At 58.1% G+C, this 20808-nt stretch carries 22 protein-coding genes and 1 pseudogene; 11 read left to right on the top strand and 12 right to left on the bottom strand.

Annotation, left to right across the window (positions count from 1 at the left end):
- Positions 1-184 precede the first annotated feature (184 nt).
- The 6 genes from BM321_RS16040 to BM321_RS16015 are packed head-to-tail and all read right to left on the bottom strand — an operon-like array spanning position 185 to position 6136.
- The gene (locus BM321_RS16040) at positions 185-1927 is read right to left on the bottom strand and encodes an ABC transporter substrate-binding protein (protein ID WP_092443227.1); all 1743 of its coding nucleotides are present in this window, start codon (positions 1925-1927) and stop codon (positions 185-187) included.
- A gap of 48 nt (positions 1928-1975) precedes the next feature.
- On the bottom strand, positions 1976-2248 hold the full coding sequence (locus BM321_RS16035; RefSeq protein ID WP_024776455.1) for a DUF2160 domain-containing protein: 273 nt from the start codon (positions 2246-2248) through the stop codon (positions 1976-1978).
- A gap of 10 nt (positions 2249-2258) precedes the next feature.
- The gene (locus BM321_RS16030) at positions 2259-3059 is read right to left on the bottom strand and encodes a carbohydrate ABC transporter permease (RefSeq protein WP_092203748.1); all 801 of its coding nucleotides are present in this window, start codon (positions 3057-3059) and stop codon (positions 2259-2261) included.
- A gap of 10 nt (positions 3060-3069) precedes the next feature.
- The gene (locus BM321_RS16025; protein ID WP_030142069.1) at positions 3070-3936 is read right to left on the bottom strand and encodes a carbohydrate ABC transporter permease; all 867 of its coding nucleotides are present in this window, start codon (positions 3934-3936) and stop codon (positions 3070-3072) included.
- Positions 3933-5042, bottom strand: coding sequence for an ABC transporter ATP-binding protein (locus BM321_RS16020; RefSeq protein ID WP_092443225.1), 1110 nt, complete (start codon positions 5040-5042; stop codon positions 3933-3935). Before BM321_RS16020 ends, BM321_RS16025 begins: the two co-directional genes overlap by 4 nt.
- Positions 5042-6136 (bottom strand): ABC transporter ATP-binding protein, encoded by a 1095-nt coding sequence (locus tag BM321_RS16015; RefSeq protein WP_092443223.1) that lies wholly within the window; start codon positions 6134-6136, stop codon positions 5042-5044. Before BM321_RS16015 ends, BM321_RS16020 begins: the two co-directional genes overlap by 1 nt.
- 422 nt (positions 6137-6558) lie before the next feature.
- Here BM321_RS16015 and BM321_RS16010 point away from each other — a divergent pair, with 422 nt between their 5' ends.
- Positions 6559-8403, top strand: a complete 1845-nt coding sequence (locus BM321_RS16010; RefSeq protein ID WP_092443221.1) for a sigma-54-dependent Fis family transcriptional regulator — start codon at positions 6559-6561, stop codon at positions 8401-8403.
- 174 nt (positions 8404-8577) lie between these two features.
- Here the strand turns inward: BM321_RS16010 and BM321_RS16005 are convergent, their stop codons facing one another.
- A complete protein-coding gene (locus tag BM321_RS16005; RefSeq protein ID WP_092443219.1) occupies positions 8578-9090 on the bottom strand; it encodes an anti-virulence regulator CigR family protein in 513 nt (170 codons plus the stop codon).
- Between the two features lie 510 nt (positions 9091-9600).
- On the opposite strand from BM321_RS16005, the gene BM321_RS16000 reads away from it, so the two are divergent.
- The 6 genes from BM321_RS16000 (at position 9601) to BM321_RS15975 (ending at position 15517) form a co-directional block, all read left to right on the top strand.
- The gene (locus BM321_RS16000) at positions 9601-11139 is read left to right on the top strand and encodes a class I adenylate-forming enzyme family protein (RefSeq protein WP_092443217.1); all 1539 of its coding nucleotides are present in this window, start codon (positions 9601-9603) and stop codon (positions 11137-11139) included.
- Positions 11140-11158: 19 nt separating this feature from the next.
- Positions 11159-12190, top strand: a complete 1032-nt coding sequence (locus tag BM321_RS15995; protein WP_092443216.1) for a hypothetical protein — start codon at positions 11159-11161, stop codon at positions 12188-12190.
- Positions 12183-13367, top strand: coding sequence for an acyl-CoA dehydrogenase family protein (locus BM321_RS15990; RefSeq protein ID WP_092443214.1), 1185 nt, complete (start codon positions 12183-12185; stop codon positions 13365-13367). The genes BM321_RS15995 and BM321_RS15990 overlap by 8 nt, the downstream gene beginning before the upstream one ends.
- 19 nt (positions 13368-13386) lie before the next feature.
- Positions 13387-13773 carry an ectoine synthase gene (locus tag BM321_RS15985; RefSeq protein WP_092443212.1) on the top strand — a complete coding sequence of 129 codons (387 nt, stop codon included), beginning with the start codon at positions 13387-13389 and terminating at the stop codon, positions 13771-13773.
- Between the two features lie 38 nt (positions 13774-13811).
- Complete coding sequence (locus tag BM321_RS15980; protein WP_092443211.1) at positions 13812-15023, top strand: MFS transporter; 1212 nt, start codon at positions 13812-13814, stop codon at positions 15021-15023.
- A 287-nt stretch (positions 15024-15310) separates the two neighbouring features.
- Positions 15311-15517: a hypothetical protein gene (locus BM321_RS15975; RefSeq protein WP_092443209.1), complete on the top strand. Its 207-nt coding sequence runs from the start codon at positions 15311-15313 to the stop codon at positions 15515-15517.
- Between the two features lie 48 nt (positions 15518-15565).
- Here BM321_RS15975 and BM321_RS15970 read toward each other — a convergent pair whose 3' ends face one another.
- Together BM321_RS15970 and BM321_RS15965 are read right to left on the bottom strand one after the other, a co-directional pair.
- Positions 15566-15874: an AzlD family protein gene (locus BM321_RS15970; protein WP_092443208.1), complete on the bottom strand. Its 309-nt coding sequence runs from the start codon at positions 15872-15874 to the stop codon at positions 15566-15568.
- Positions 15871-16581 carry an AzlC family ABC transporter permease gene (locus BM321_RS15965; RefSeq protein WP_092166989.1) on the bottom strand — a complete coding sequence of 237 codons (711 nt, stop codon included), beginning with the start codon at positions 16579-16581 and terminating at the stop codon, positions 15871-15873. Before BM321_RS15965 ends, BM321_RS15970 begins: the two co-directional genes overlap by 4 nt.
- A 204-nt stretch (positions 16582-16785) precedes the next feature.
- Between BM321_RS15965 and BM321_RS15960 the strand changes: the two genes are divergently transcribed.
- Together BM321_RS15960 and BM321_RS15955 are read left to right on the top strand one after the other, a co-directional pair.
- Positions 16786-17214, top strand: a complete 429-nt coding sequence (locus BM321_RS15960) for an HD domain-containing protein (RefSeq protein ID WP_092327223.1) — start codon at positions 16786-16788, stop codon at positions 17212-17214.
- Positions 17215-17433: 219 nt separating this feature from the next.
- Positions 17434-17862 (top strand): DUF2628 domain-containing protein, encoded by a 429-nt coding sequence (locus tag BM321_RS15955; RefSeq protein WP_072406990.1) that lies wholly within the window; start codon positions 17434-17436, stop codon positions 17860-17862.
- A gap of 99 nt (positions 17863-17961) precedes the next feature.
- Here the strand turns inward: BM321_RS15955 and BM321_RS30535 are convergent, their stop codons facing one another.
- The 3 genes from BM321_RS30535 to BM321_RS15940 form a co-directional block, all read right to left on the bottom strand.
- Entirely contained in the window at positions 17962-18114 is a 153-nt protein-coding gene (locus BM321_RS30535) for a hypothetical protein (protein WP_175534931.1), read from the bottom strand.
- A 526-nt stretch (positions 18115-18640) separates the two neighbouring features.
- A complete protein-coding gene (locus BM321_RS15945; protein WP_092443205.1) occupies positions 18641-19234 on the bottom strand; it encodes a hypothetical protein in 594 nt (197 codons plus the stop codon).
- A gap of 8 nt (positions 19235-19242) precedes the next feature.
- Entirely contained in the window at positions 19243-19914 is a 672-nt protein-coding gene (locus BM321_RS15940) for a hypothetical protein (protein ID WP_092443203.1), read from the bottom strand.
- A 164-nt stretch (positions 19915-20078) separates the two neighbouring features.
- Here BM321_RS15940 and BM321_RS15935 point away from each other — a divergent pair, with 164 nt between their 5' ends.
- Positions 20079-20489, top strand: coding sequence for a hypothetical protein (locus BM321_RS15935; RefSeq protein ID WP_092443202.1), 411 nt, complete (start codon positions 20079-20081; stop codon positions 20487-20489).
- Between the two features lie 20 nt (positions 20490-20509).
- Positions 20510-20808, top strand: a pseudogene (locus BM321_RS15930) (IS3 family transposase); the annotation flags it as partial.

Raw genomic sequence — 20808 nt, 5'->3', positions numbered from 1 at the left:
ACCGCCAAATCCTGTGGGAGCAGCGCCCACAATGGATTTTGGGTGTACGCAATATCTACGTTCACTACAAAACCCTGTGGGAGCCGAGCTTGCTCGCGATGGCGGCGGGTCTGCCTGCTGCGGTGAGCCCAGGCCCCAAAAAAAACGGCACCTTTCGGTGCCGTTCGTTTTCACATCCGGGGCTTTACTTGCGTGCCGCCTCCCATGATTTCAGCAGCTCGGTGTAGCTCACGGTTTCGCCCTTAGGCTTCTCGTTCGCCAGTTTCGGCTTCGGTGCGCCCGGTTGGTCGAACCAGTATTGCGCATCGCGCTCAGGGTTCATCTTAGGTGCGCAGGTGGCTTGGGCCTTGGAGCGTTCCAGGCGGGTCATGATCGCATCCTGGTCCTTGGCCAACCCGTCGAGGGCCTGCTGCGGCGTTTTCTCGCCGCTGGCAGCTTCGGCGATGTGGCTCCACCACAATTGCGCCAGGCGTGGGTAGTCCGGCACGTTGGTCCCGGTCGGGGTCCATTGCACACGGGCCGGGCTGCGGTAGAACTCCACCAGGCCACCGAGTTTCGGCGCCAGGTCGGTCATCGCCTGGGAGTTGATGTCCGATTCACGAATCGGCGTCAGGCCCACGATGGTTTTCTTCAGCGACACCGTCTTGGACGTCACGAACTGCGCATAGAGCCAGGCCGCGAGTTTCTGTTTCTCAGGCGTGGACTTCATGAACGTCCAGGAACCCACGTCCTGGTACCCCAGCTTCATGCCCTGTTCCCAGTAAGGTCCGCGCGGCGAAGGTGCCATGCGCCATTTCGGCGTGCCATCGGCGTTCACCACCGGCAGGCCCGGTTTGGTCATGTCGGCAGTGAAGGCGGTGTACCAGAAGATCTGCTGGGCGATGTTGCCTTGGGACGGCACCGGTCCGGATTCGGAGAAGGTCATGCCCGCCGCTTCCGGCGGCGCATATTTCTTCAACCAGTCCACGTACTTGGTAGTGGCGAACACGGCTGCGGGACCGTTGGTGTCGCCGCCACGGGTCACGCTGGAACCGACCGGATGGCAGTCTTCGACGCGAATGCCCCATTCGTCCACCGGCAAGCCGTTGGGCAGGCCCTTGTCGCCGCCACCGGCCATGGAGAACCAGGCATCGGTGAAGCGCCAGCCCAGGGACGGGTCTTTCTTGCCGTAGTCCATGTGCCCGTAGACGCGCTTGCCGTCGATTTCCTTGACGTCTTCGGAGAAGAACTTGGCGATGTCTTCATAGGCCGACCAGTTCACCGGGACACCCAGCTCGTAGCCGTACTTTTCCTTGAACTTGGCCTTCAAGTCCGCACGCTCGAACCAGTCGGCGCGGAACCAGTACAGGTTGGCGAACTGCTGGTCGGGCAGTTGATAGATCTTGCCATCCGGCGCAGTGGTGAAGGAGATGCCGATGAAGTCCTTGATGTCCAGGGTTGGCGAAGTGTAAGCCTTGCCTTCGTTGGCCATCAGGTCGGTGATCGATTCGGTCTTACCGTAGCGAAAGTGCGTACCGATCAGGTCCGAATCGTTGACCCAGCCATCATAGATGTTCTTGTCCGACTGCATCACCGTCTGCATCTTCTCCACCACATCGCCTTCTTGCAGCAGGTCGTGGGTCAACTGGATCCCGGTGATTTCGGTGAAGGCCTTGGCCAGTACCTTGGACTCGTATTCGTGAGTGGTGAGGGTTTCCGACACCACGTTGATCTTCATACCGCGAAACGGCTCGGATGCCTTGATGAACCATTTGAGTTCTTCAAACTGCTGGGCGTCCGTCAAGGTCGACGGTTTGAATTCACTGCCGATCCATTTTTTAGCGGCGTCTTCATAGGCGTCGGCCCAGGCCGCAGCACTCAGCCCACTGAGTGCCAGCATGGCTGCCAATGAAACGCTATGTCGCAGCTTATTGTTTTTATTGAACATAGAGACCTCCTGTTTGGGTTTAAGAGCCTGATCGGCGAACCTTCGCGACTAGCCCCACCGCATCACTGCCAACAGCCACACCCAAGACAACGCGAACGCTATCCAGATGCTCCAGTCGGTGGCGCCGATCACCAGCAGGTGCAGGTAGGCGCTACCGAGAAGACCGATAAACAACCGATCGCCACGGGTGGTGGCAATCGGCAGGAAACCACGCCGAGGGATGCTCGGCGAACGCAATTCCCAGGTCGTCATGCCCACCAGAAACAAGGCGATAACCCCGAAAAATACCGCCGTGGGGACGGTCCAGTTCATCCATTCCATCATCGACTCCTCAGACCCGGCCCAGGGCGAAGCCCTTGGCCACGTGGTTGCGAACGAACCAGATCACCAGCATGCCCGGCAGGATGGTCAACACCCCCGCCGCCGCCAGCACGCCCCAGTCGATACCGGATGCCGACACGGTGCGGGTCATGACCGCCGCAATCGGCTTGGCATTCACCGAGGTGAGCGTGCGCGCCAGCAACAGTTCGACCCAGGAAAACATGAAGCAGAAAAATGCCGTGACACCGATGCCGGAGCCAATCAACGGAATGAAGATCTTGACGAAGAACTTGGGGAAACTGTAGCCGTCAATGTAGGCGGTCTCGTCAATTTCTTTCGGCACCCCGGACATGAAGCCTTCGAGGATCCACACCGCCAACGGCACGTTGAACAGGCAATGAGCCAGGGCCACGGCGATGTGGGTGTCGAACAACCCGATGGACGAATACAGCTGGAAGAACGGCAACAGGAACACCGCCGGCGGGGCCATGCGGTTGGTCAACAGCCAGAAAAACAGGTGCTTGTCCCCCAGGAACCGATAGCGGGAAAACGCATAGGCCGCCGGCAGCGCCACGCCCAAGGAAATCACCGTGTTCAGGCTTACGTAGTACAGCGAGTTCAAGTACCCGGTGTACCAACTCGGGTCCGTGAAGATCACCTTGTAGTTGTGAAAGGTAAAGTCCGCCGGCCACAGCGTCAGGCTGCCGAGAATTTCAGTGTTGCTCTTGAACGACATGTTCAGCAGCCAGTAGATGGGCACCAGCAGGAACAGGATGTAGATCAACAGCGGTATCAGCTTTTTCTTGCTCATTGTGCGGGCCTCAACGGTTGGCGTCGGAGTGCGTCATGGCGGTGTAGAACAGCCAGGACACCAACAGAATGATCAGGAAATACACCAGGGAAAACGCCGCCGCCGGGCCCAGGTCGAACTGGCCGATGGCCATTTGCGTCAGGGTCTGGCTGAGAAACGTGGTGGCGTTGCCCGGCCCGCCGCCGGTGAGTACGAACGGCTCGGTGTAGATCATGAAGCTGTCCATGAAACGCAGCATCACGGCGATCAGCAGCACGCTCTTCATCTTCGGCAACTGGATGTGACGGAACACTGCCCAGTTCGACGCCCGGTCGATCCGCGCGGCCTGGTAGTACACGTCGGGAATCGCTCGCAGCCCCGAATAGCACAGCAGCGCCACCAACGAAGTCCAGTGCCAGACATCCATCACCAAAACGGTGACCCAGGCGTCCATGGTGTTGGCCGCATAGTTGTAGTTGATGCCCAGGCCGTTAAGGGTCGAGCCCAGCAAACCGATGTCGGCGCGGCCGAAAATCTGCCAGATGGTGCCCACCACGTTCCACGGGATCAGCAGCGGAATCGCCAGGATGATCAGCACCAGGGACGACCATTTGCCCTTGGTCGGCATGGTCAGGGCGATGGCGATGCCGAGGGGAATTTCAATCAGCAGCACGCACGCCGAGTAGATGAACTGGCGCAACAGCGAGTCATGCAGCCGCGGATCGAGCAACACCTGCTTGTACCAGTCGGCGCCGACGAAGTAACGGCTGGATTGGTCGAAGATGTCCTGCACCGAATAGTTGACCACGGTCATCATCGGAATCACGGCGCTGAAGGCCACCAGCAGGAATACCGGCAATACCAGCCACCAGGCCTTGTTGTTCTGCACCTTGTTCATGGCTGCACCTCGCTCAATGGTTCCAGCAGGTATTCATCGGCATAGACCATCAGCCATTGGACCGGAAAACTGATGTACGCCGTGCCTTCCGGCACCGGCTTGTCTTCGGCCAGGCGGACCTTCAGCGGTGCGCCATCGAGGTTGAGGGTCAGGATCTTGTAGGTGCCCAGGTCTTCGACGTGCACCACATCAGCCCGCATCGCGTCGTCGTAGGGGCCATCCCAGACATGCACGAACTCGGGTCGGATACCGACCTTCAGGCTTTTGCCTTCGGCTTCGGCGACACGACGTTGCAAGGTTTCCGATAGCGGCAAGTGGGTCGAGGCGAAACCGACACCGCCGGGCTGCGCCGTGACCTCGATCAGGTTCATCCCCGGGCTGCCGATGAAGTAGCCGACAAAGGTGTGGCTCGGACGCTCGAACAAGTCCCGGGGCGTGCCGAACTGCACGATCTGGCCGCCGTACATCACCGCGATCTTGTCGGCGAACGTCGAAGCTTCCAACTGGTCGTGGGTGACGTAGACCATGGTGATGTTGAACTGCTCATGGATCTGCTTGAGCTTGCGCCGCAGTTTCCATTTCAGGTGCGGGTCGATCACCGTCAGTGGCTCGTCGAACAGGATCGCCGACACATCGTCGCGCACCAGCCCGCGGCCCATGGAGACTTTCTGCTTCTCATCGGCGGTGAGGTTGCGGGCCTTTTTGTCCAGCAGGTTCTGCAGGTCCAGGACCTCGGCGATTTCCTGCACCTTGGTGTGGATCCGCGCTTCGGCCATGCCCTGGTTGCGCAACGGAAACGCCAGGTTGTCGAACACCGTCATGGTGTCGTACACCACCGGGAACTGGAACACCTGGGCGATGTTGCGGTGCTCCGGGGTCAGGTCGTTGACGACTTTGCTGTCGAACATCACCTGCCCTTCGGAAGGGCTGAGCAAGCCGGAAATGATGTTGAGCAAGGTGGACTTGCCGCAGCCCGAAGGTCCGAGCAGCGCATAGGCGCCGCCCTGCTCCCAGATGTGGTTCATCTCGCGGATCGCGTAATCCTCGGGGCCCACCGGAGTGCTGGTGTAGCTGTGGGCGAGGTTCTGCAAACGAATTTCAGCCATCAGGCAACCCTCGCGATACGCTGCCCTGGGGCTTGGACCAGCTTGCCCTGGGCGTCGAAAACAAACAGTTTATGGGTCGGAATGTAGATGCGAATCGGCGCATCCACGTCGTACTCATGTACCCCTGGCAAGTGCAGCACCAGCAGGAAATGTTCGTTGCGCACGTGCAGGAACGTCTCCGAGCCGCTGATCTCGGCCACTTCGACGGTCACCGCCAGTTCGAGGTCGTCGTCGTTGCTCGGCACCAGGGAAATATGGCTGGGGCGCACGCCGAAACGGAACTCGCCCTCGCCCACCGGGCGCAGGTCGACGTTCAGCGGGAAGTGCACGAAATTGGCGAAGCTGACTTCATTGCCGGCGATACGACCCGGCATGAGGTTGATCGGCGGTTCGGAAAACAACTCGGCGGCCAGCACGGTTTGTGGCTGGTGATAGACAGAAGACGACTTGCCACTCTGAATCACCCGGCCCTCATGCAGGATCGTGGTGGTGCCGCCCAGGGCCAGCGCTTCGTTAGGTTCGGTGGTGGCGTAGACAGCGATGGTGTGGCGGGCCTGGAACAGCTCGCGCATTTCCTGGCGCAGCTCTTCACGCAGCTTGTAGTCCAGGTTCACCAGGGGCTCGTCGAACAGGATCAGTTCGGCGTCCTTGACCAGCGCCCGGGCCATGGCCGTGCGCTGCTGCTGGCCGCCGGACAGCTCCAATGGATGACGTTTGAGGAATTTCTCGATCCGCAGCATCCTGGCGGTTTCCAGCACCTTGCTCTGGATGACTTCGTCGGACACACCGGCCTGGCGCAACGGCGAGGCGATGTTTTCGAAAACGGTCATGGTCGGGTAGTTGATGAACTGCTGGTAAACCATCGACACGTTGCGCAGCCGCACCGGGCGGTGGGTGACGTCGACGCCGTTCATCAGGATGCGGCCGCTGTCGGGCTTGTCCAGACCGGCCATCAGCCGCATGAGGCTGGTCTTGCCGGACAGCGTGCGGCCCAACAGGACGTTGAAGGATCCGGGTTCGAAACTCAGATTGGCATCGTCGATCCAGGTCTGGCCTTCGACGGTGCGACAGATGTGCTCAAGCTTTAATGACATGGCTCGGCCTTTTTATTATTTGGAGTCAAGCGACCCGAGTTGCAAAGCGAAAGCCGTGCCAGAAATCACAAGCCATTGACCTGGCTTATTTTTTTAAAAAAACCTGAGCACAACACGTTCGCAGATGAACACAAGTGAACAGCCACGACTGAACAACTGAACAATTCAAGGGTTGACAATGAACAATTTTGAACAACACTGAATGAACGTTTTCGGTTAGCCTGGCCATGCCCTTTGTGGGAGCGAGCTTGCTCGCGATAGCGGTGTGTCAGTCACATCAATGCTGCTGATCCACCGCTATCGCGAGCAAGCTCGCTCCCACAATGGCCTGTGTTATTACGTGCTATTCAGGCTTGCCCCAGCACAAGGAGTCTGTGCGAGACTTGCCACAACAATAAAAACAGCACCTGCGAGAGTGCCCCATGGCCGCACCTGCACCAGCCTTGTCCCACGAGGCCATCATCCAGGCCTCCTGGTCCCGTTGCCGCGCCTTTGGCCTGAATCACCAGAGCGTGCCGACCTTCGATCAGTTGCCCGCCCAAGGCATCGCCCAGTTGCTGGAGAGCCAGCATTCGCTGGTGCAGACCACCCATCAGGAAGTCTTGCCGTATTACGAGAACATCCTGAGCAACTCCAATTGCCTGATCATGCTGGCCGACAACCAGGGCCAGGTGTTGACCTCCTGGGGCACCCAGCGCTTCATCGAGCCGAAACTGGCCCATGGCTTCAGCGCCGGGGCGAGCTGGATGGAGCGTTGCACCGGCACCAACGCCATCGGCACCGCGCTGGCCTGCGAACAGGCAGTGCACATCGAGCACGATGAACACTTCCTCAAGGCCAACCGCTTCATGACCGGCTCCGCCGCGCCGATCTTCGACGCCGAGCGCAAGGTCATCGCCGTGCTGGACGTCTCCAGCGACAGCTACCTGCCGCCATCCCACACCCTGGGCATGGTCAAGATGATGAGCCAGACCGTGGAGAACCGGCTGATCCTCAACCTGTTTCGCGGTGAACACTTCCAGCTGACCTTCAACACCGGCTTGAACAACCTCGACAGCCAATGGGCCGGGCTGCTGATCTTCGACGAGAGCGGTCAGGTGCTTTCCGCCAACCGCCGGGCCGACAACCTGCTGGGCCTGAGCCTGTCACGGGTGAGCATTGAAAGCCTGTTCAAGGTTTCGCTGCTGGAACTGCTGAACCAACCCGACGGCCTGCCGTTCGCCCTGCAAGCGTCTGGCAGCAATCGATTCCAGTGCTTGCTCAGGCGCCCGAGCCAAGTGTCGATCAGAGCACGGGTGTTCACCGAGGCGACGCCTGCGCCAGCCCCCGCTAGCAACGCCATCAGCCTCAATACCCTGCACTTCGGTGACAGCCGTGTGGAAAAAGCCGTGCGCCAGGCCGAGCGCTTGCTGGAGAAGGATATTCCGCTGCTGATCCATGGCGAGACCGGCGTCGGCAAGGAAGTGTTCGTCAAAGCCCTGCATCAGGCCAGCTCGCGCTGCAAACAGCCGTTCATTGCCGTCAACTGCGCGGCGATCCCCGCCGAGCTGGTGGAATCTGAATTGTTCGGTTACGAAAAAGGCGCGTTCACCGGCGCCAACCAGAAAGGCAGCATCGGCCTGATCCGCAAGGCCGACCGCGGTACGCTGTTCCTCGACGAAATCGGCGACATGCCCCTGCCGACCCAGGCCCGACTGTTGCGGGTCTTGCAGGAGCGTTGCGTGCAGCCGGTGGGCAGCGCCGAGTTGTTCCCGGTAGACATCCGTATCATCTCCGCCACCAACCGCTCGCTGCGCGAACAGGTGCAACTGGGCCGGTTTCGCGAAGACTTGTACTACCGCATCGGCGGCCTGACCCTGGAACTGCCGCCCCTGCGCGAACGCAGCGACAAGCAGGCGCTGTTCAAACGCCTCTGGGAACACCACCGCGAACCGACCCAATGGGCCGGCCTGAGCCGTGAGGTCCTGGACCTGTTCGAACGCCATCCCTGGCCGGGCAACCTGCGACAGGTCAGCAGCGTGCTGCAAGTGGCCCTGGCGATGGCCGAGGAACAGCCGATCCGGCCGGAGCACCTGCCCGACGACTTTTTTGTCGACTTGGAAATGGAGCCGGTGGAAACACCGGAGCCGCTGAGGGTGGACCTCAACGATGCCGAAGACCTGAACCGCCAATTGCAGGCCGTGGGCGGAAACATTTCACACCTGGCGCGACGGTTGGGCGTCAGCCGCAATACCCTGTACAAGCGCCTGCGACAACTTGAAAGCTGATACACCCCCTGTCCCACAAGGGCTTTGTGGTGAATGCCAGTTGCGTGAACACCCGCGACAACTGTGGGAGCGAGCTTGCTCGCGATGGCGTCCGTTCAGCCAATGATGAAGTGACTGACACGACGCCATCGCGAGCAAGCTCGCTCCCACAGGAGGTTCAGTTGGAACACCGGGTCAGTCGAACGCGCCATTGAGCACTTCGTAGATGATACCGCTGGCGATCGCCACCAGGATCAGGTCCGTGCCGGCCTGCTGCCATTCATAACCGTCATAGTGCGGCAACCGCCCCAGCAGCCGGCCATCAAGCTTCTTGGCGATGCCGGGGGGCAACGGCTTGCCTCGGGCCAGGTTTTTCTGGATACCGGGCGGCAGTGCCGGGCCGGGGCTCCAATAATCGCGATAGCCGCCAATCACACCCAGAATGCCGCCACGGTCAATGCTCGGGCCGTTGTGCCAATCTCCGCCGCCACCGCCTTGGTTACCCTTGCCGCCTTGGTTGCCCTTGTTGCCGGGATTGCCCTGCCCCCCCTTGTTGCCCTGCCCACCTTTACCTCCTTGCCCGTGGCCCTGGCCTTGATCGAATTGGGCGTTGCCCTTGCCGTTACCCGGGTCCGCCACGACAACCTCGGAAGCCGCCACCAGGGCGAGGCAGGTTAAAGCTGCAATCAACGAGCGTGATGTGAACATGGTAATGCTCTCAAGAAAGGGGATATCCCCCTGTCAATGTAGACGATCGGCACGGTCATCGTTCGTGCAGCCGCAACCGTGGATACAAGCCCCCTACAACCGAGGCAACATTCCGTTTTTATCAGTACGCGGGCCTACTGGGTTTCAAGAATATTCTTACTTAGGTTGAAAACTGATACTTAGGCAATTTCCCACACTTTCTGCGGACATCTAATATTGTCACGACACCGTGACAAAAACCTTGCGCCAGCTCGGCCCGGCAAGCTTGACAGTCAAACTTCTCAATGGAACTATCAGGCCGACTTCAAGCTACAGCTTCATCATGGATGGCAATAAAAACAACAAGGAGATCACGCTTATGCCGCCTCTCGGCGCCCCACTGCCTATTGCCTCTGAATACTCTTCTCGACCCTGCACTGGCGTGTATTTCTTCTCGCCGATAAGTATCGCCGTCCTGGTGAATCTTCGATTCAATTGAAACGACAGGCAGTTAATGCAAAGGGATCGCTGATGCCTCTTTTTCATCATTTCTTCGAAAACAATGCCCGTCTTACGCCTGGTAAATCAGCACTGGTCATCGACGGTGTCCACACTCGGTATGACACCCTGGAAAAGCGCGCCACATCGATCGCCGCTTTGCTGATCAAGTGCGGCGTCAAGCGTGGCGACCGCGTGGCCCTGTACTCGCGGATCAGCGCAGACTTGATCGCGGCTTTTCTGGGCGTATTGAAGATCGGCGCAATCACTGCCGCGACACACCCCACCTACAGCCGCAGCAAACTGCTCTACCAACTGGAGCACACCGATGCCCGGGTATTGCTCACTGATCGCTACGAGGATCCAGGGGTGCTGGCCTCGGCGGCGAAGCTGGAGACGATCCTTGTGTTCGGTGCGCCCCAGGACCTCCCGGCAGACGCCCCCAGCCTTGCAAAAGCCCTGGAAGCACTGACGCCGGAGGACCTGGAAAAACCGCTTCCCGCTATCGACGAACGCCTGCCGACCTCGATCTTCTACACCTCCGGATCCACCTTCAACCCCAAGGGTGTGGTGGTCAACCACCCCATCATGATCGCGGCCGCGACCAGCGTCATCGATTACCTGGGCAATACCGCCAGCGATGTCATCCTCAGTTACTCGACCCTGGCTTCCGACTATGGCGTCTATAACATCATGATGCCGTTGTTCTTTGGCGGCACGGCCGTGATCGAAAGCCAACCCGCGAACTGTGCCGACGACGTGCTCGAAGTGATCAGGCGAGAACAGGTGACCGGCCTGCATGTCTTCCCACCGGTGTTTTTCCTGCTGGCCAGCATGGGCAAGCATTGGCAACGGCAATTACCCTCGCTTCGTTATATATCCAGCAGTGGCCAACCGCTTTATCCACGGCACATTCAACAAATAAGACAGGCACTGCCCAACGTCGATATCTTTTCCAACTACGGTCTTACCGAATGCAAGCGAGTCAGTTATCTGCCACCAACCGATATCGCACAGTACCCCGGCTCGGTAGGCAAGCCGCTTAAAGGCGTGCAGGCCGTGATCGTCGACGAACATGACGAGCCGATTATAGAACCGGACGTGGTCGGCGAACTTCTGGTGAGCAGCGATTATTTGATGCTGGAATATTGGAAGATGCCTGAAGAGACAGCCAGGGCATTCAAATACAACTGTTTCGGCCGGGACAGGTATTACCGTACCGGCGACTTCTTCCGGAGGGATGCGCACGGTTATCTGTATTACGTCTGCCGGAAAGACGACCTGTTCGCGCGCAATCTGTGGAAAGTGAACCCACGGGAAATCGAACAATGCCTGGCGTCCCACTCTTCGGTCGCACAGGTCGTGGTGGTCCCCGTCGCCGACGAGTCCGCCGGGTTCGTCCCCAAGGCCTGCGTCGTGTTGGAAGCCGATTGCCAGGACACAACGGAGCAGGCGCTGCTGGAACACTGCCAGGCGTTACTGGACTGGCACATGGTACCGACCCAGTGCGTATTCATGGATACGTTGCCAAAAACCGACTCGGGAAAGGTCACCGCCAAAGGACTGATCTGATATCAGGGAGCGATAAAAAATGGACACCACCCCACCCGCCATTCCTTTCAGCCCGGACGAAGACCTGAAAAGCAGCTCGATGCTGCATCTGGCCGATCACTTCCATCGCTTGGCCACCGGTGCGACCCAGGTTCCGGCGCAGTCGTTGACCAGCCATCTGCGGCACGCCATGGCCGATGCCGACGTCGTGGCCTACCACGACCGACTGGTGGCGGACGCCGGCCCGCTGTTCCTGCACTTCCTGGCGAGCGTTCCGTACATTCTCGAAGAGATGGCGAGAATCGGCGTCGCCCTCACGCGGCTCTCCCAGGCCCGGCAGACTGATGGGCCTCGAACCTTCAGTTTTTTCGAGATCGATGCGTTTGATGGCAGCAACGGGCGCGCACTCGCTGCGCATTCCCAAGGCTTGATCAACACCTTCACCACCTCGCCCAACACAGCCAACCAAGCTCACTTCGACCGGTACGCCGACCCGACGCGTTCCCTGTTCTATCCCCAGTCGTTCCTGACCCTGCAACCCCGACTGTTCGCGGAAGCGCCTTACGGGCGATTCCGAGAAGGGTTCGATTACGTCTATGAAACCGCGGCCTTCCAGTTCTATAGCCGCGACCGCAAAGCCCAGGTCAATCACATCAAGCCCTTGCTGAAACCCGGTGCCCTGGTGTTTTTTCTGGAAAAGCTCAACCACGAGGATGTCGGGCAGTACCTGGAGCGCGAGCGGATGAAGGACAACGGTTTCAAGACGCGTTATTTCACCCAGGAAGAAATCGACTGGAAACGCCAGCAGATGCTGGAGCAGATGCAAAACGGCCAAGTGCTGATGCCCGAGCTCGTCGAAGCGCTGTCCAGTCATTTCAAATACGTCTACCTGCTGTGGAACAGTACGAATTTCTATGAGTTCGTTGCCACGGACGATGGGGCCCGACTCGAGCAATTCCTCAACGTACTGGGCCCGATCCACCAGCCTGAAGGGTTTTGCTTCGAGCCTTCGGCCATTGGCTATGTGACTCGCGCCCCGCTGCCGCGCGAAGAGGAGCGCGCCGATGCGTGACGAAAGCATGCACCGCCTCGGCGAGGCGAGCCGGCCAACGCCGGTGGAGCGAGTCCGACAACGCCTGGCGCACTGGCAGCAACGCGCGACCGAGGCCGAGCGGAATCGAACATTGAGCCAGGCGACGTTCGACGAATTGTTCGACGATGGCTTGCTTGAACTGGTCTCCCCTCGCCGTGAGCCCCTGGACGCGCCCGGCTGGCCCATGCTGATGGAAGCTTCGCGGCTGGCTGCCCGCGCCTGCGCCTCGACAGCCTGGATGATCAGCCTGGTGGGTGGACATGCCGCCATTGCCGGTCGCCTGAGCCAGGCATGCCAGCACCGCTTGTTCGAGAATGGTCGGCCGCAGCTATTCGCCTCCGCATCGGTCGGCCCTCACAGCCGGTTGTCGGCGGACGCGGACGGTATTCGGGTCAACGGCACCTGGCGCTTCAGCTCGGGGATCGGGCACGCCACCTGGCTGTTGCTCAACGCCCCCGTGACCGATCACGACGGCACACCCGGTCCGGAGCGGATGCTGGTGGTGGTGTCGACCCGCGATGTGGAGATACTGGACACGTGGGACACCTGCGGCATGGCGGCCACGGGCTCGCACGATGTGTTGTTGCGGGACGTCCTGGTGCCCGCCGAACAGGTGTTCCGCCTCGAGGAGATCTTCGCCCATCGCATGAGCGAATTAGCTGGCGACTACCTGTACAGCGTGCCGATCGTGCCTTTTATCACCACGTCCCTTCTCGGGCCCGTGCTGGGCTGTGCCGAAGGGGCTTATGCCAGTCATCTCGAATCACTGAGACAGCAGAAAACCCCGGCCTCGGCCCCTACCAGGGAACGGCTGGCCCACAGCGCCGCGCAATTGTCGGCCGCAACGGCCTTGTACACCACGCTGGTGTCCATGCTGCATGAGTCCGGCCTGGCGCGACGGCCGCTGTCCATGGACGAACTGCTGCGGCTCAAGCGCGATCGCAGCTACGTGGCGCGGCTTTGCCTTCAAGCCATCCAGCGCCTGGTGGAACATGCGGGTGCCTCGTCCATGACCCGTGACAACTCGCTGCATCGTCATTGGCGCGACCTGCAGGCCATGGTGGCGCACCGCGATGTCCATTGGGACAGCGCCATGCTGGGCTACGCCGACTTTGTCGTCGATGCGCCGGCCTGCCCGACACTGATCACGCCGTAATATCACCCAGGAGACAGGTATGTTTGTTCGCAACAAATCCGACATCGAAAAAACCGCCCACTTCGTCGAGTGGGGAGCCGGCACCAGCCATCGGTTGCTGACCGAAAAAGGCGGGATGGGCTACACCGTGTGCCATACCGTAGTGCGCGCCGGCACAGAGTCATTGCTGCACTATCGCAACCACCTCGAAGCCTGCTACTGCATTGCCGGTGAGGGTGAAGTCGAAGACATGGAGGGCAACGTGTACCCGATTCGCCCCGGCGATATCTACGTACTCGACCAGCATGACCGTCATTACCTGCGCGGCGGGAAAGACCAGGACCTGATCCTGGTCAGCGTCTTCAATCCACCCCTCAAGGGCGACGAGCGACACAACCTGAATGACGCGTCCGGCTCTGCCTATTGAGCTTCAACCGGCTCCCCGCTCCTCGACACGAGAACACCATGCGCAAGGATTACCTGGCTTTTTTCACCTCAATGTTCCTCTCCCGGCTGGCCGACCAGATACTGTTGTTCATCGTCCCGCTGATTGTGTTCCAGACCACCAATAGCGTTTCCTGGGCGGGCCTGGCCTTCTTCGTCGAGTCCCTGCCGCGCTACTTGTCGTTCCCGATTTGCGGCGCCCTGTGCGACAAGTTCTCGCCCATCCGCATCCTGCACATCAGCCAGGTCTATCGCGCCGCGGCGTGTGTCGCGGCAGTGGTCCTGTACGCGATCTTTGGCGGCATCTACTGGATCGTGGCCCTCTCGGCGTTGTGTGGCGTACTGACCACCCAGGGCATCATGGCCCGCGAAGTGGTGATGCCTTACATATTCAAGCACTACACCTACACCAAGACCCTGTCGTACTCGCAAATCGCCGACCAGACCGGCCTGGTGCTGGGCCCGTTGCTCGCCGCGCTGATGCTTGAGGTGTGGGCGTGGCACTGGGTGGTGCTGGCGATAGCCGGGCTGTTCCTGCTGGCGGACCTGGCGATGCTGTACTGGCAGCGCACCAGTTCGGTCACCCTGGAAACGTTCGAGCAACATCACGACCTCTGGCTCAACCCGTTGCGCATCGCTTTCGGCCATATCCGCAACCTGGCGGAACTGAAGAAGGTCATCAGCCTGGCGGTGGGCGTCAACTTGATTATCGGTGTCACACTCGCCACCTCGGCGGCCATGGTCATCGGTCAATACAGCGCCGGCAAGGATTATTACGCCGGGGTGCAGGCGGCCGGTGCCGTGACCACCATCGTCATCCTGTTCTTCCTGGCGCGGGTCACGCTGCCCTTGAAATTGCTGGGTGCCCTGTCATACACGTTGATTGCCGCCGGCGCGTTCATCACCGCGTTCAGCCCCCATGCCTGGGGCTATGTGGTCGGTTTCCTGCTGGTCGTCGGCTTCGACAAGATGTTCAACGTGTACATGCGCAGCATCCGCCAACAAGTCATTCCGCCCCAGGATTTTGGCAAGACCGTTGGCGTCATTACACTGCTCAACAACTTGTCCCAACCGCTGGCAGGCCTGTTGGTCGCAGTGCTGGCCGCGCCGATCGGCACGCAACAGGTGATCCTGCTGCTGGCATTCGCCACCAGCCTGATCGGCATCGCAGTGATCGTGGCATTTAAAAAAGCGACACCCGCGCCGGCAGCCTATGGCGTCGATTCAGAGTGATCGAGGTTGACATCGAAGACGTGGACCGGCCCGGCACACACAATCGTTTCGAATGGGTCGGTTTGTATTATCAGTGACTTATTGTTGAGGCATGGTTGCAACGTTGCGGCGTCGAACGCGTCTGCCTGGGTGCTTTCCCCGCCATTCGTCGCTTGTCGAACGTTACGGCCAACCGACGACAAAGTCTGGCTTAGGGTTTGCACCGGCTTGCTCCAGCGGCCAAGAACGACGTAATTCTGACGCGGCGGCAAATCAATCAATGCTTGGTCAGCAAACGGAGATGTACCGTGTCAACTCTCAACGAAATCGCAGCGAACCACGCGAGAATGGCAAAGGCAAAGGAAGAAGAGTCGATACGGCTGAGTGCGCTTCAGGGACAGGTGGTAGGGAGTTTCGAGATTGCGTCCAACGAGACGAAACCAGACATCCCCCTGCACCTCCTGGCGGGTGTGCAAGAGCACTCGTTCGGGGAGGCCGCTGCACTCAACTACTGACCTGCGCATCGATTGGATTCATCGCCCGCCGGCGGGCGACTCCCGGCGTCACAATTGCCTGGCTAAGGCAGCGGCCAGGATGCCGGCGGCAATCGCCGGCAAGGGCTTTTTCAGTATCAGCATGATGACCGCTGTGGTCAGCAGGGCCAGCCGCGCACCGTTGTCACCTTTAACCGCCAGTGGCGCCAGCACCGCCACCAGCACCGAGCCCGACATGGCCGTGATGAACTGCTGCACCCGATAGTTGATCGGCACGAAGGACATCACAAAAACACCGCCCCACCGAGTCGCCAATGTCACGGCGGCCATTATCAATACGACCAGCAAGGTGCCATACCCCGCCGTTTCAATATTCATTGTTTTTTCTCCATCCACAGTGCTCCCAGAATGCCCCCCGCCAAAGCCCCCACCACGACATGACTGTTAGCCGGTAAATACCAATAGGCCAACAGCGATGAGCAGGCCGCCACGGTCCAGATGATGAGCATGCGCAGGTTCTTTTTCCCGCCCACGACCATCGCCAACAAGAAACAGCCCATCACCATATCGAGCCCGAAACTGACCGGGTTCTCGATAGCGCTGCCAAAATGAAGCCCCAGCCAACTCCCCAGGATCCAAGTGACCCACAGTGCAATGCCACCACCAAATAAAATCCCCAGCCCCGGCTTGCCCTGACTGAACGCCTGCATCGCCATGGCCCAGTTGGCATCCGAGACAACCAGCATCACGCCGTAGCGTTTGGCAACCGGTAACTCCCGCAACCACGGGTAAAGCGTCGCGCCCATCAACAAGTGCCGGGCGTTGATGGCGAAGACGGTGATCATCAGCGGAACCACCGGCACTTGCTGCCCCCACAGATCCAACGCGGCAAATTGAGAAGCGCCGGCAAAAACCAAGGTGCTCATGAGCACGGCTGACGTATCGCTCAAGCCCGTTTGCGCAGCCGCCAGGCCGAAAGCAACGCCGAACACGACGACAAAAAGAGCGAGGGGGATCAATTGCTTGAAACCGTCGTAAATGTGCTTCAGCTTTAACTCATGCAAATGGGGTTGTTCGCTCGACAAAACATCGCCTCTTCTGGTTATTCACTGTGAAAAAGCCGGGAGTATGAAGCTGAATCTTCATGGCGAAAACTTCTTGGCGGACCTATATCCGTCAACTCGGCGAATCCTATCCGTCGTAAAGCCCGCGATGAGCGCGTACCGTGCCCCATTTCCCGATTCAAAATGGGCGTCATTCAAACTGCCACTACGTCATAGGTGAATACCATGAGCACCCTTGAAAAAGCGATATCGATTGCCGCGCTGGCCCATGAAGGGCAAGTGGATAAGGGCGGCGCTCCTTACATTTTGCACCCCCTGAAGGTCATGCTGCGCCTGGCCCATGACGAAGAGCGCATCGTGGCGGTGCTGCACGACGTGGTCGAAGACACCGCGACAACCCTCGCCGACCTGCGTAATGAAGGCTTCAGCGAAGCAATCCTGGGCGCCATCGACGCGCTCACCAAACGCGAAGGCGAGACTTACCAGGCCTTTATCGAGCGGGCTGCACGCGACCCGATCGCGCGCCGAGTGAAGCTGGCTGACCTTGCGGAAAACAGCGATTTATCCCGCATAAGCGAGCCAAGCCAGAAAGACCTGGATCGAATTGAAAAGTACCGCAAGGCGACTGACTACCTGACGGCCTTGCAGCAGTAGGTGCCATTGAAACAAATAGAGTGAAGCGCGTCACAGACCAAGCGACCGCTCAAGCTGCCAATGCGGAATGTTCCACATCAACGGTCATAAAGCGGCAAAATAAATACCCCGGACGACTCGCCCGAATCTTCGACAAAACCAACGTAACCAATGCTCTAGACCAGAGCACAGGATTTCTTGGAAGAAAGACAACTATTATGGAAAACAGGAGCCTTGGAAATGAGTACGACTGAACAGGTACAAAGCACTGGCAAATACAGCGCCAAGTGGCAGGAACGCTTCGACTTCTTTGACACCTACGGTGCGCCAAACGACCCGCGCTACAAGGAAGCCGTCAAGACGCTGCCTGGCGTCAAGAAGAAAATCCTCATCAACGCCAACGTGATTGCGTTTTTCTTCGGCCCTATCTATTTGTTTGTCCTGGGCCTCTGGAAGAAAAACCTGGCCCTGCTGGGTATTTTCCTGGCGATCAATATCGCATTGAGCGTGATTTTCGCACTCATCGGCATGGAGTTTCCCCGTCCCTTGAGTACAGGCTTGAGCATCGCCATGTCGATGATGTACGCACTCATGGCCAACTACGCGTACTACCTCAAAGAAGTGAAAGGCGAGCAAGGCTGGAACCCGTTCAAAGGCATGCGTCTCTGATTGCAGGCTTGGGTCTCGAGAGCCCGCGCCTCATCATGAGTGTGCGGGCTTGTTGTTTCTGAGGATTAAAAATTCTTGGGAAGCAGCATCAGCCGATGCTTAACTGCCCCGATGAGCTGAATGTTGTTTTTTTACACCATTTTTAGTCTTTCGCTCAAAATAGGCATGAGCAAACCACAGTGCCAGGGCAAAGCCGGCAAAGCCAAAAATAAATAGCAACACCTCTATTGCAGAACCTTCATGAGAAAACATTGTATTCACCTCATCCTTAAGTCGGTTGACCGAAAATTGCCACGCTTGAATTTTCTCGTAACAATCCAAACATTTTCAGGGTAGTCGCCGACAACCTGAGTGGCAACCCTTGACACGGCATAACCCCCCGATCTAGACAAGTCGCCGACCAATGACACCCTGCCCCGGCGCGCCACTGTGTGGTTTCATAGCGGTCGATCTACGCGCCGAAGCGACAAGGGCATTGTCAAGCCCGAGCCCGAATGGAAGCCGGGCTTGTCGATCAGGAAGAATTGGACGCAGAGCACCAGGGAGTTGCCCCCGCCTTACTCTTTGAAAAATTGCTAAACCGCCAACCAGCCGAACAACACCTCGTCGTGACCCACGATCAGCAAAACCGCCCCCCCTTTCAGGAACGCGTCAGCACAGCACTAGAATCCATTCCCTTTTATTTCCGGTCTACGCATTCGATTGGAATCGGTTAATGACCATCGGGACCGCTAGTGCTGACGCTAGAGACAACCCACGCCAGACGCAATGCAGAGGTTTATAAACTCTTCTGATCAATCCCAGCCCATCCGAGCGATTGAGAGAACGACTCATCCAATACTACTTTCTGTATCGGAGACACGTTTTTATCGATACCAATCGTCCTGAATCTTAAAACGTTGCCCCTGAGCATCTGTTTAAGAATTGCCTTGGCTTTGTCCCCTCCAGTCACTGCGCAACCACCCAATATTTTGTAAATATTCAAACCCTGCGCCTGGGCTTGTCTTGTTAGCTCCGAACGTGGTCCCAATTCATATTCCAGAGATGGCTTCCCCAAGATCATAGGGGTCTCCTGAGACGAGATTGTCCATACCTCGTTCTGATCAATCCATATTTGAGCCGTTACGATCGGAATCCGAACATCTCCATTGGACATCAGTCCGACATAGATCTCCTCGCCCTCTTTACGTACAACTGGAGATATGTTCGAAATATTAAGAAACGAGTTACCCGCTGTGTAGTTTCCAGTCGTGACGATCAAACTGGTTCTTTTGGGGAATACTTCACTCTCACTGGATATCTTCCAGGCGGGCCCCGTCGTGCACCCGCTCAGAATCGCGATCGCGATCGCGACGACCATAGTCCGCTTCATACGGTCTCCTAAATCCAATTGTCGTAACGATTAAGCAGAATATTATCCATCTGCCTAAGGCTGATTTCCCGGCCAAGTTCTTCTTCAAACAGGCTACGAACGTGTATGTAGAAGCTTACGTAGGTTGCGTAATTTTTTGACATGCCCGCCGTGGTCGGAGCGAAAACCAGCCCCTCCTCATCCGCGATCCACTTCAACGCTTCCCTGGCTCGCGAATCAACCATTGGAAACAAAGTCGGATAGTGGAAGTGCAGATACTTCGAAGCGAAGCTGCTTGCGTCCTTGTTAGTGACGGTACTGATGGCCTCGCAGAGCCGAGAATGCACCTTATTCACGGCGGTACAGACAGATCCGGCAAGCCTTTCCCCGACTGGAAGAAGGGACGCTTCCAAACCTACGTCTGAGCTGCAAATAGATTTAGCCAACCGCGAATAGAAGCCTCCTGTGGAGCCCTCATAGCCATCCTCCTCATCCTTGGTGCGACGCTCGACCGATGCCGCCAGGCTGCGACCAATGATCAGCGCCTTTGAAGCCACCTGCGCATGATCGGTATGACTGGGATTTTCTCGCACGAAGTTGTAGAGCGCTTTGTTGGCCGGTATGAATATGCCACACCCTTGCTCCGTACCGATAAACTCGTCAGTCAGATAATGGCGTTTTTCTTTTTGTAAAAATTGCATGCGTCTCTCCTTAGGTGAGCGCTAATCATGCCACCTAATCGCCACTATCTGGAGGGCTGCTGCCTTTCGAACGTAACCGCCCGGTCCCCAACTTGCGCCGAGAGGCTAACCCTTTCTTGGTGTAGCCTTTGCCGGACGATACTTTTCTACAGCAGGGAGAGCTGATGAAATTCCACCCACTTCGATTAGAAGCTCGAGACTTAAGCTTGGCCCTTTTTGCCGTCAGCCTCATGTTGCCAGCCATCAACACCCGAAACGAAGTATGGGAATTTGAGAGCGTCACCTACGGCTACGAAGCTCTTTGCTTCGGGTTTCTAGCACTATTGGGTGATAGTGCTGCTTGGTTGGCCAATCCCTTCTTCATCGTGGCATTTTTCTCACATAAGAGAGCGAGACGGCGCCTGATTAGCGCCTTGTGCGCCACGCTCCTCGGTCTATCGTCGTACCTGTACACGAGCATGTGGAATGATGGCGACGGACGAGTAACGGTCACTGGCTACAGCTATGGATTCTATGTATGGCTGTCCTCTTTTTTATGGCTGTGTCCCGTCCTGAATAAGGTTTACACCTTCTGATCCGTTTTCAGGAGGGCGTAATGAAATCAGCAAAAAGGCGTAGTCAGCGCGACTACACGCTGACCTTTAAATTATCGGTTGTTGATCAGGTCGAAAAAGGCGAGCTGAGTTATAAAGAGGCTCAGGAGCGCTACGGGATTCAAGGCAAAACGACCGTTCTGACGTGGTTACGCAAGCACGGTCGACAGGATTGGAGCCCAGGCACATACATTGGCTCGCCGAGGATGGGGTCTATGCCCGACAAAAACCGACCATTAACGCCAGAGCAACGTATCAAAGAGCTTGAAGAGCAGTTAGCTCTGTCCAATCAGAAAGCGCA

Source organism: Pseudomonas sp. NFIX10 (assembly GCF_900111955.1).
Taxonomy (GTDB): domain Bacteria; phylum Pseudomonadota; class Gammaproteobacteria; order Pseudomonadales; family Pseudomonadaceae; genus Aquipseudomonas; species Aquipseudomonas fluorescens_AA.
This window is presented reverse-complemented; position numbering and strand designations above follow the sequence as displayed.

Bases quoted from the DNA above. Each gene is read 5' to 3' on its own strand.
- BM321_RS15935 (WP_092443202.1), top strand. From the start codon at position 20,079: ATGAAATTCCACCCACTTCGATTAGAAGCTCGAGACTTAAGCTTGGCC.
- BM321_RS16015 (WP_092443223.1), bottom strand. From the start codon at position 6,136: ATGTCATTAAAGCTTGAGCACATCTGTCGCACCGTCGAAGGCCAGACC.
- BM321_RS15970 (WP_092443208.1), bottom strand. From the start codon at position 15,874: ATGAATATTGAAACGGCGGGGTATGGCACCTTGCTGGTCGTATTGATA.
- BM321_RS15980 (WP_092443211.1), top strand. From the start codon at position 13,812: ATGCGCAAGGATTACCTGGCTTTTTTCACCTCAATGTTCCTCTCCCGG.
- BM321_RS16025 (WP_030142069.1), bottom strand. From the start codon at position 3,936: ATGAACAAGGTGCAGAACAACAAGGCCTGGTGGCTGGTATTGCCGGTA.
- BM321_RS16035 (WP_024776455.1), bottom strand. From the start codon at position 2,248: ATGGAATGGATGAACTGGACCGTCCCCACGGCGGTATTTTTCGGGGTT.
- BM321_RS16040 (WP_092443227.1), bottom strand. From the start codon at position 1,927: ATGTTCAATAAAAACAATAAGCTGCGACATAGCGTTTCATTGGCAGCC.
- BM321_RS16000 (WP_092443217.1), top strand. From the start codon at position 9,601: ATGCCTCTTTTTCATCATTTCTTCGAAAACAATGCCCGTCTTACGCCT.
- BM321_RS15960 (WP_092327223.1), top strand. From the start codon at position 16,786: ATGAGCACCCTTGAAAAAGCGATATCGATTGCCGCGCTGGCCCATGAA.
- BM321_RS30535 (WP_175534931.1), bottom strand. From the start codon at position 18,114: ATGTTTTCTCATGAAGGTTCTGCAATAGAGGTGTTGCTATTTATTTTT.
- BM321_RS16005 (WP_092443219.1), bottom strand. From the start codon at position 9,090: ATGTTCACATCACGCTCGTTGATTGCAGCTTTAACCTGCCTCGCCCTG.
- BM321_RS15985 (WP_092443212.1), top strand. From the start codon at position 13,387: ATGTTTGTTCGCAACAAATCCGACATCGAAAAAACCGCCCACTTCGTC.
- BM321_RS15955 (WP_072406990.1), top strand. From the start codon at position 17,434: ATGAGTACGACTGAACAGGTACAAAGCACTGGCAAATACAGCGCCAAG.
- BM321_RS15995 (WP_092443216.1), top strand. From the start codon at position 11,159: ATGGACACCACCCCACCCGCCATTCCTTTCAGCCCGGACGAAGACCTG.
- BM321_RS16030 (WP_092203748.1), bottom strand. From the start codon at position 3,059: ATGAGCAAGAAAAAGCTGATACCGCTGTTGATCTACATCCTGTTCCTG.
- BM321_RS16010 (WP_092443221.1), top strand. From the start codon at position 6,559: ATGGCCGCACCTGCACCAGCCTTGTCCCACGAGGCCATCATCCAGGCC.
- BM321_RS16020 (WP_092443225.1), bottom strand. From the start codon at position 5,042: ATGGCTGAAATTCGTTTGCAGAACCTCGCCCACAGCTACACCAGCACT.
- BM321_RS15990 (WP_092443214.1), top strand. From the start codon at position 12,183: ATGCGTGACGAAAGCATGCACCGCCTCGGCGAGGCGAGCCGGCCAACG.
- BM321_RS15945 (WP_092443205.1), bottom strand. From the start codon at position 19,234: ATGAAGCGGACTATGGTCGTCGCGATCGCGATCGCGATTCTGAGCGGG.
- BM321_RS15940 (WP_092443203.1), bottom strand. From the start codon at position 19,914: ATGCAATTTTTACAAAAAGAAAAACGCCATTATCTGACTGACGAGTTT.